Below are 6138 nucleotides of genomic sequence, written 5' to 3'. Positions count from 1 at the left end.
CGCCGCCGACGAAGCCGCCGTTGCTGCCGGAATCGACGAAGCCGATGCCCGGAACGAACACGTTTTCGTTGTTGGTGTTCCAGCCATAGCCGGCGTTCACACCGACATAGAAGCCGGTCCAGGTGAAGACCGGAACCGCTGCGATGATCGGAGCCGGGGGAGCGGCACGCACGGGCAGGTCAGCAGCCGAAGCAGCTCCGGCGAAACCAAAAAGAGCAACACTTGCGAGGAGGATTTTTTTCATGATACTTTCCTATTCCACGTGCCCGGTCCCAATGCACGCACACAACAGCCTCGGGCCGAGTCAGACGACGAGTGCTTTATAAGGCGAGAGCCTCGTGAGGGCTGTGTCTTGTCCACCACAGCGCCGAAAGGCACTGTGTCAGGATTGTGGCAGACAGTATGTGTAATTCCCCTTGTGGCATCCCCTGTTTCCAGAACGCTTGACGGCCTAGTTTGTTCGAGGCGTCATCCGGAAAAGTGAAGCTTTCTCATGTGAGGTGACTTTTCACACCTAACCTTAAGGAGGATTGTCGCGTGCCATCACGGCAAAAAAGAGCAAAAAAAGCTGCACTGGTCACGGGAGGGGCGCAGCGGATCGGCCGTCATCTCGTCGAGAGGCTCTCGCGCGAAGGGTTTTCCGTCGCGATCCATTGCAACCGCTCGACTGCCGAAGCAGAAGAACTCGCGAAGACGATCAATGAGGCGGGCGGTCATGCTGCTATCGTCCGGGCAGATCTCTCCGATGCGCAGGCGGTCGAAGGTCTGATCGGCATGAGCCATGCTGCCATCGGACCGTTGACGCTTCTGGTGAACAACGCATCCGAGTTCGAGCCGGATGAAGTCCTGACTTTTTCAGCCGAACGATGGGATCGGCATTTTGCCGTGAACCTGCGTGCGCCGGCCTTGCTCTCGCGCGACTTCGCCCGCCACCTCCCGGAAGAGGCGAGGGGGCTCATCGTCCATATTGTCGATCAGCGGGTCTGGAAGCCGACGCCGCAATTCTTCTCGTACACCCTGACGAAATCCGCACTCTATGCGGCGACGCGCACGATGGCGCAGGCCCTTGCTCCGCGCATCCGGGTCAACGCCATTGGCCCCGGGCCGACGCTTGCGAACGCCCGCCAGGACGAGGACGATTTCGCCAAGCAGAACGAGGCACTGCTCCTGCGGCGCGGCAGCAGCCCCGAGGATATCGGCGACGCGCTGATGTATTTGCTCGGCGCCCGCAGCGTCACTGGCCAGATGATCGCCGTCGATGGCGGGCAGCATCTGGCATGGGAGACGCCGGACGTCACAAATATGAAGGAATGAGCGTGATCGCCGAGATCAGGCGTCCGTAATCCGGCTCGTTCCGGTGCGTGGTGCGCCGATAGCTGAAAAAGCGTTCCTCGTCGGCGTAGGTGCACAGACCCAGATTGGCGAATTCGCGGATTCCGGCTTTCTCAAGTCGACGTCCGATATAGCCGGGCAGGTCGAACATGGCGTGGTCCGGCCGCCCGCTCGGCACGAAGAACGCCTCGTTCTCTGGGCCCTGTTCGAGGAAGCGCAGTTTGAAGTCGGATCCGACTTCATAGGCGGGTTGGCTGATGGTCGGGCCGAGCACCGCAACGATTTTGTCTCGTCTGGCGCCAAGCGTCTCCATCGCCTCGATGGTTGATTCCAGAATGCCCGTGAAGGCCCCGCGCCAGCCAGCATGGGCGGCCCCGATAATCCCCACATGCGGATCGGCGAACAGGACGGGGCCGCAATCGGCGGTCGTGATGGCAAGAGCGATACCTGGCACCGCCGTCACCATCGCATCTGCCTTCGGACGCGGACCGCTCCAGGGGGCGTCGAGGACTACGGCATCGGCCGAATGGACTTGATGCACGCTCACCAGGGCCCCAGGTGCCACTTCGAGCTCCGTCGCCATACGGCGGCGGTTCTCGCGCACCTTCTCGGGATCATCCGATGATCCGAGGCCGCCGTTCAGGGACGCATAGAGCCCCTCGGAGACGCCGCCCTCGCGCGTGAAGAAGGCATGCCGCAGATTCGGATAGGAGGCGAGTTCTGGCGCTTCGACGAACATGAGCTTCAGGTCCTTGCCGAGGAGAGGGGATGGATGGCCAGGCCGGGGACGGCCGGAAGGTCCGGATGGGTTAACGCCAAAACCTTAAAGAGCTCCCCCATGCCCTTCGGCCCGCGCTCCGTGAGGCGTGCGAGGGCTCGGTCGATGGCATCTGCCTGATCAGGTGTCGCTCGCTGCTTGAGCGCCGTGGCCCGTGCGGCAATCCCCAGCGCTTCCAGGAAATCCCCTTGCGTCGTCATCCCATGCACGCGGATCTGCTCGCCCGCGGCGATCTCGGCCAACCGATGAAAATCCACATGCGTGGTCAGGTCTGCCTCACCGGCTTCGGCAAGAGGATCGACAGAGGCATGGCCTTTCAGAGCCTGCAGGGTATCCCCAAAGGCCGGACCCCAATAACCGTAATCGATGATCAGGGCGGTACCACCTCTCTGTGCGAGGCGTCGGGTCAGGTGCTGTATTAGAGAGATTGTAGCCGAGGGCCATTCGAGGACATCGCCTCGCCGTATGGGCGCGCCGAGAGAGGTCTCGGGTTCCGGGTTCAGGCCGAACGTCAGAGCCTCACCGTCGAGGCCGACGAAGCGCTCGCACCAGCCGCGCTCCGTCGCCAGGAACTGCCGAACCGGTAGGGCATCGAAGAATTCGTTGGCCACGAGCAGTATGGGCCCGTCCGGTACGTCCTCGAGCCGATCGTGCCAGGTGACGGGGACGGCAGTCTTCGAGAGCGTTACCTGCTGGCGCTCCCTAAGCACCGGACTCGTTTCGACGAGGTGGACCGACGCGTTGGCGAGAAAGTCCGGCAGAAGCCGCGCGGCGCGCAGGAGATCCGCCATCAGCGTGCCGCGGCCCGGGCCCAGCTCGACGAGGCGCAGGCCGGACGGACGGCCCATTCCATTCCAGATATCGAGCATCCACAGGCCGATCAGCTCTCCGAACATCTGGCTGATTTCCGGCGCGGTCGTGAAGTCGCCCGCCTGCCCGAGAGGGTCACGGGTCGCGTAATAATGGGTCAGACACAGGCCCATATAGCGCTCGACGGTGATCGGCCCCTCAAGGGCGATCAGGTCGCGCAGCGTGTCGGCGAAGGCCGTCACGCGGCTTCAGTAGCTGCGGAGGGGCGTGTCCGTCCGCGTGCGGCCAGAGCGATTGCGAGGATCCCGGCGATCGCCATCGGAACGGACAGGAGCATGCCCATGGTTATGCCGCCGGCCAGGAATGACATCGATCCACCGAACAGGAAGCCGAGTTGCTCGTCAGGCTCACGGAAGAACTCGCAGGCGATACGAGCCATCGCATAGCCGAGGAGGAAGATGCCTCCCACGAGGCCGGGCTTCCGGAAGCCGAAGCGGCGGACGGCGATGGCCATGACGATGAACAAGATGAGTCCCTCGGCAAAGGCCTCGTAGAGCTGGCTCGGATGCCGCGGGATGGGTCCACCGTGGGGAAACACGATTGCGTAGGGAAAATCGGGAGCAGGCCGGCCCCAGAGCTCGCCATTGATGAAGTTGGCGATCCGCCCGAAGAAGAGGCCGATCGGCGCCACCGTCGACGCGAGGTCGAGAATGGTCAGGGCGTTGAGACCTCGCGACCGGGCGAAGAGGATGATGGCGAGCGCCGCGCCAAGGAAACCGCCGTGGAACGACATGCCGCCGCGCCAGACCGCGAAGATCTCCAAAGGATGGGCCAGATAGGCGCTGAGATTGTAGAAGAGCACGTATCCGGTCCTGCCGCCGAGGACGACACCGAGCGCGACCCAGACGATGAGATCGTCGATATCCGTCGGTTTCGGCTGCGGCGAGGGCGTCCAAAGCGCCGTTCGGGCCGCCAGGCGCTTGGCATAGAACCAGCCGCCCATCAGGCCAACCACGTAGGCCAGGGCATACCAGCGGACCGCAAAGGGGCCGATCGAGAAGGCGATCGGATCGATGATGGGAAAGGCGAGGCCGGAGAGAGGCATTCAGGAAGCCTTGATCATGTTTCCTGCCATTGGACCGCTGGAGCCTTCATCGTCAACCCTGTTGCGGCGGTCGGTAAAAATGCCCATGTGTGAGTTCATGCGGCATTCGCGCCGCCCCATGATCACGGACAGACCCATGACCCAGAGCTCGAACCGGCTTTTCGATGAACTCGCCCGCCTCGCGACGGACGCTGCCGGGGCCGCGCAGGGCGTCCGCCGGGAAATGGAGGCCGTGGTCAAAGGCCAGATCGAGCGCTTCATCCAGGATATGGACGTCGCGACCCGGGAAGAGGTCGAGGTTCTCCGCGAGATGGTGGTCGCAATCCGGGCGGAAAACGAAAAGCTTGCGGTCCGCGTCGCAACGCTCGAGGCCAAATTGGGCGAAGAGACTCCTACCACCCCATCGGCCTAACTCCGTCCACAGCCTTGTCGGTGACCAAAGGCCACCTTTTGTGGACAAGGTCAGACCGACGCATTGTGACGCGAGTCAAAATCTAAGACTGTCATTCCACGAGTTGATTCGCGGTGATTTGGGAATAGCTTCCGATTACGAAGGTATTCAGAAGTGAGTAATCCCAAATTGCCAGAGTTTACGTTACGACATTGCTTGGATGTGCTTTGCATTGTTCAAGCAAGAGATTTCATGGAACGATATGTCTCAGCTTCACATCGAAATTGATCGCTTGGAGCACCCGCTGGATGTCGTCGAGCGGCTTGCGTCTCTGCGGGACTGGATCTTCGATCGGGCCGAAGCTGACGAAATGTCGGTCTCGGTTTCCGGGAAATGGGCGGACTATCACATCTCCTTCACCTGGATCGAGGATGTCGAGGCGCTCCATGTCGCCTGCGCCTTCGACCTGAAGGTGCCGGACCGACGACGCCAGGACGTTCTCCAGCTGATTTCGCGGATCAACGAGCAGCTCTGGGTCGGCCATTTCGATCTCTGGAGCGGAGAGAACGTGGTGATGTTCCGCCACGCGCTTCTGCTGGCGGGCGGAGCCGATCCGACGCAGGGCCAATGCGAGACCATGCTGCGCGTTGCAGTAGAAGCCTGCGAACGCTATTTCCAGTCCTTCCAGTTCGTCATGTGGGCCGGGAAGTCCGCGAAGGATGCTCTCGACGCAGTTCTGTTCGAAACCGAAGGCGAAGCCTGATCCGACCCTCGACAGGGCCTTGAGGAGGTGGATAGATTGCGCGCCCGCAATCTGCCTCAAGGTTTGTTCATGTCCGCGCCAGCCCATCATCTGCCCTCGTCCTTGATTCTGATCGGTGCCGGCAAGATGGGCGGAGCGATGCTCGAAGGCTGGCTGGCTGAAGGTATGCCGCCGAAGGGCGTTGCCATCATCGATCCTCGTCCCTCGGAGGAGATGATCCGTCTCTGTGCCGATCGTGGCATCGCACTCAATCCGCAGCGCCCGGAGAAACCCGAGGTCCTCGTGCTCGCCGTCAAGCCGCAGATGCTGGATGAGGCGGCGAAGGAACTGGATGCGCTGGTCGGGCCGCAGACCCTCATCGTGTCGATCCTCGCCGGCAAGACCATCGGCGATCTCCGCAAGCGCCTGCCCGCTTCCCGCGCCGTCGTGCGCGCGATGCCCAATCTGCCCGCGAGCATCGGCCGTGGCGCAACGGGCGCCGCTGCAAGCGAAGGAGTTTCCGAGCCCCAGCGCCTGGTCGCGGATTCGCTGCTGAAGAGCGTCGGAATCGTCGAGTGGCTGCCGTCCGAAGATCTGATCGACGCTGTGACAGCCGTTTCGGGTTCGGGCCCGGCTTATGTCTTCCACCTTGTGGAATGCCTCGCGGAGGCGGGCATCGCCGCCGGCCTTCCGGAGGATCTCGCGCAACGGTTGGCCCGCGCGACGGTCACCGGGGCAGGGGAGCTGCTGTTCCAGAGCGATCTGTCGCCAGAGACCCTGCGTCAGAACGTAACGTCGCCGGGCGGCACGACGGCTGCAGGCTTGCAGGTGCTCATGGCCAATCCAGGTGGCCTGAAAGCCTTGATGCGGGAAACCGTGGCTGCGGCAAAGAAGCGTGCCGAGGAGCTGGCGGGCTGACGGGCCGCCTGTACGGCCTACATATGCCTAGAAGGCATAGATTCACAGGCAGGAGGTTGTGA

The 6138-nt window shown here is 62.5% G+C and carries 7 protein-coding genes and 1 pseudogene; 4 read left to right on the top strand and 4 right to left on the bottom strand.

The features are described 5' to 3' along the window. Positions 1-244, bottom strand: a pseudogene (locus K9B37_RS18160) (outer membrane protein); the annotation flags it as partial. Between the two features lie 293 nt (positions 245-537). Here K9B37_RS18160 and K9B37_RS18155 point away from each other — a divergent pair. Further along, positions 538-1314 (top strand): SDR family oxidoreductase, encoded by a 777-nt coding sequence (locus K9B37_RS18155; RefSeq protein ID WP_224314942.1) that lies wholly within the window; start codon positions 538-540, stop codon positions 1312-1314. Here the strand turns inward: K9B37_RS18155 and pgeF are convergent. The 3 genes from pgeF to lgt are packed head-to-tail and all read right to left on the bottom strand — an operon-like array spanning position 1295 to position 4025. Then, on the bottom strand, positions 1295-2071 hold the full coding sequence (gene pgeF, locus K9B37_RS18150; protein ID WP_224314941.1) for a peptidoglycan editing factor PgeF: 777 nt from the start codon (positions 2069-2071) through the stop codon (positions 1295-1297). The two genes, K9B37_RS18155 and pgeF, sit on opposite strands and share 20 nt — an antisense overlap. 5 nt (positions 2072-2076) lie before the next feature. Continuing rightward, positions 2077-3162 carry a class I SAM-dependent methyltransferase gene (locus tag K9B37_RS18145; RefSeq protein WP_439651752.1) on the bottom strand — a complete coding sequence of 362 codons (1086 nt, stop codon included), beginning with the start codon at positions 3160-3162 and terminating at the stop codon, positions 2077-2079. Beyond that, entirely contained in the window at positions 3159-4025 is an 867-nt protein-coding gene (gene lgt / locus K9B37_RS18140; protein WP_224314940.1) for a prolipoprotein diacylglyceryl transferase, read from the bottom strand. The genes K9B37_RS18145 and lgt overlap by 4 nt, the downstream gene beginning before the upstream one ends. A 136-nt stretch (positions 4026-4161) precedes the next feature. Here lgt and K9B37_RS18135 point away from each other — a divergent pair, with 136 nt between their 5' ends. The 3 genes from K9B37_RS18135 to proC all read left to right on the top strand — a co-directional run bounded on the left by K9B37_RS18135 (position 4162) and on the right by proC (position 6076). Continuing rightward, positions 4162-4437: an accessory factor UbiK family protein gene (locus tag K9B37_RS18135; RefSeq protein WP_224314939.1), complete on the top strand. Its 276-nt coding sequence runs from the start codon at positions 4162-4164 to the stop codon at positions 4435-4437. 241 nt (positions 4438-4678) lie between these two features. Beyond that, on the top strand, positions 4679-5179 hold the full coding sequence (locus K9B37_RS18130; RefSeq protein WP_224314938.1) for a type III secretion system chaperone family protein: 501 nt from the start codon (positions 4679-4681) through the stop codon (positions 5177-5179). 69 nt (positions 5180-5248) lie between these two features. After that, entirely contained in the window at positions 5249-6076 is an 828-nt protein-coding gene (gene proC, locus K9B37_RS18125; protein ID WP_224314937.1) for a pyrroline-5-carboxylate reductase, read from the top strand. Positions 6077-6138 lie beyond the last annotated feature (62 nt).

The organism is Microvirga puerhi (assembly GCF_020089865.1).
In the GTDB taxonomy this organism is placed as follows: Bacteria; Pseudomonadota; Alphaproteobacteria; order Rhizobiales; family Beijerinckiaceae; genus Microvirga; species Microvirga puerhi.
The sequence above is the reverse complement of the archived record's forward strand: the minus strand, read 5'-3'. Positions and strand labels throughout refer to the sequence as shown.

Coding starts and splice junctions, on each gene's coding strand:
- pgeF (WP_224314941.1), bottom strand. CDS start 2,071: ATGTTCGTCGAAGCGCCAGAACTCGCCTCCTATCCGAATCTGCGGCAT.
- K9B37_RS18135 (WP_224314939.1), top strand. CDS start 4,162: ATGACCCAGAGCTCGAACCGGCTTTTCGATGAACTCGCCCGCCTCGCG.
- proC (WP_224314937.1), top strand. CDS start 5,249: ATGTCCGCGCCAGCCCATCATCTGCCCTCGTCCTTGATTCTGATCGGT.
- K9B37_RS18130 (WP_224314938.1), top strand. CDS start 4,679: ATGTCTCAGCTTCACATCGAAATTGATCGCTTGGAGCACCCGCTGGAT.
- lgt (WP_224314940.1), bottom strand. CDS start 4,025: ATGCCTCTCTCCGGCCTCGCCTTTCCCATCATCGATCCGATCGCCTTC.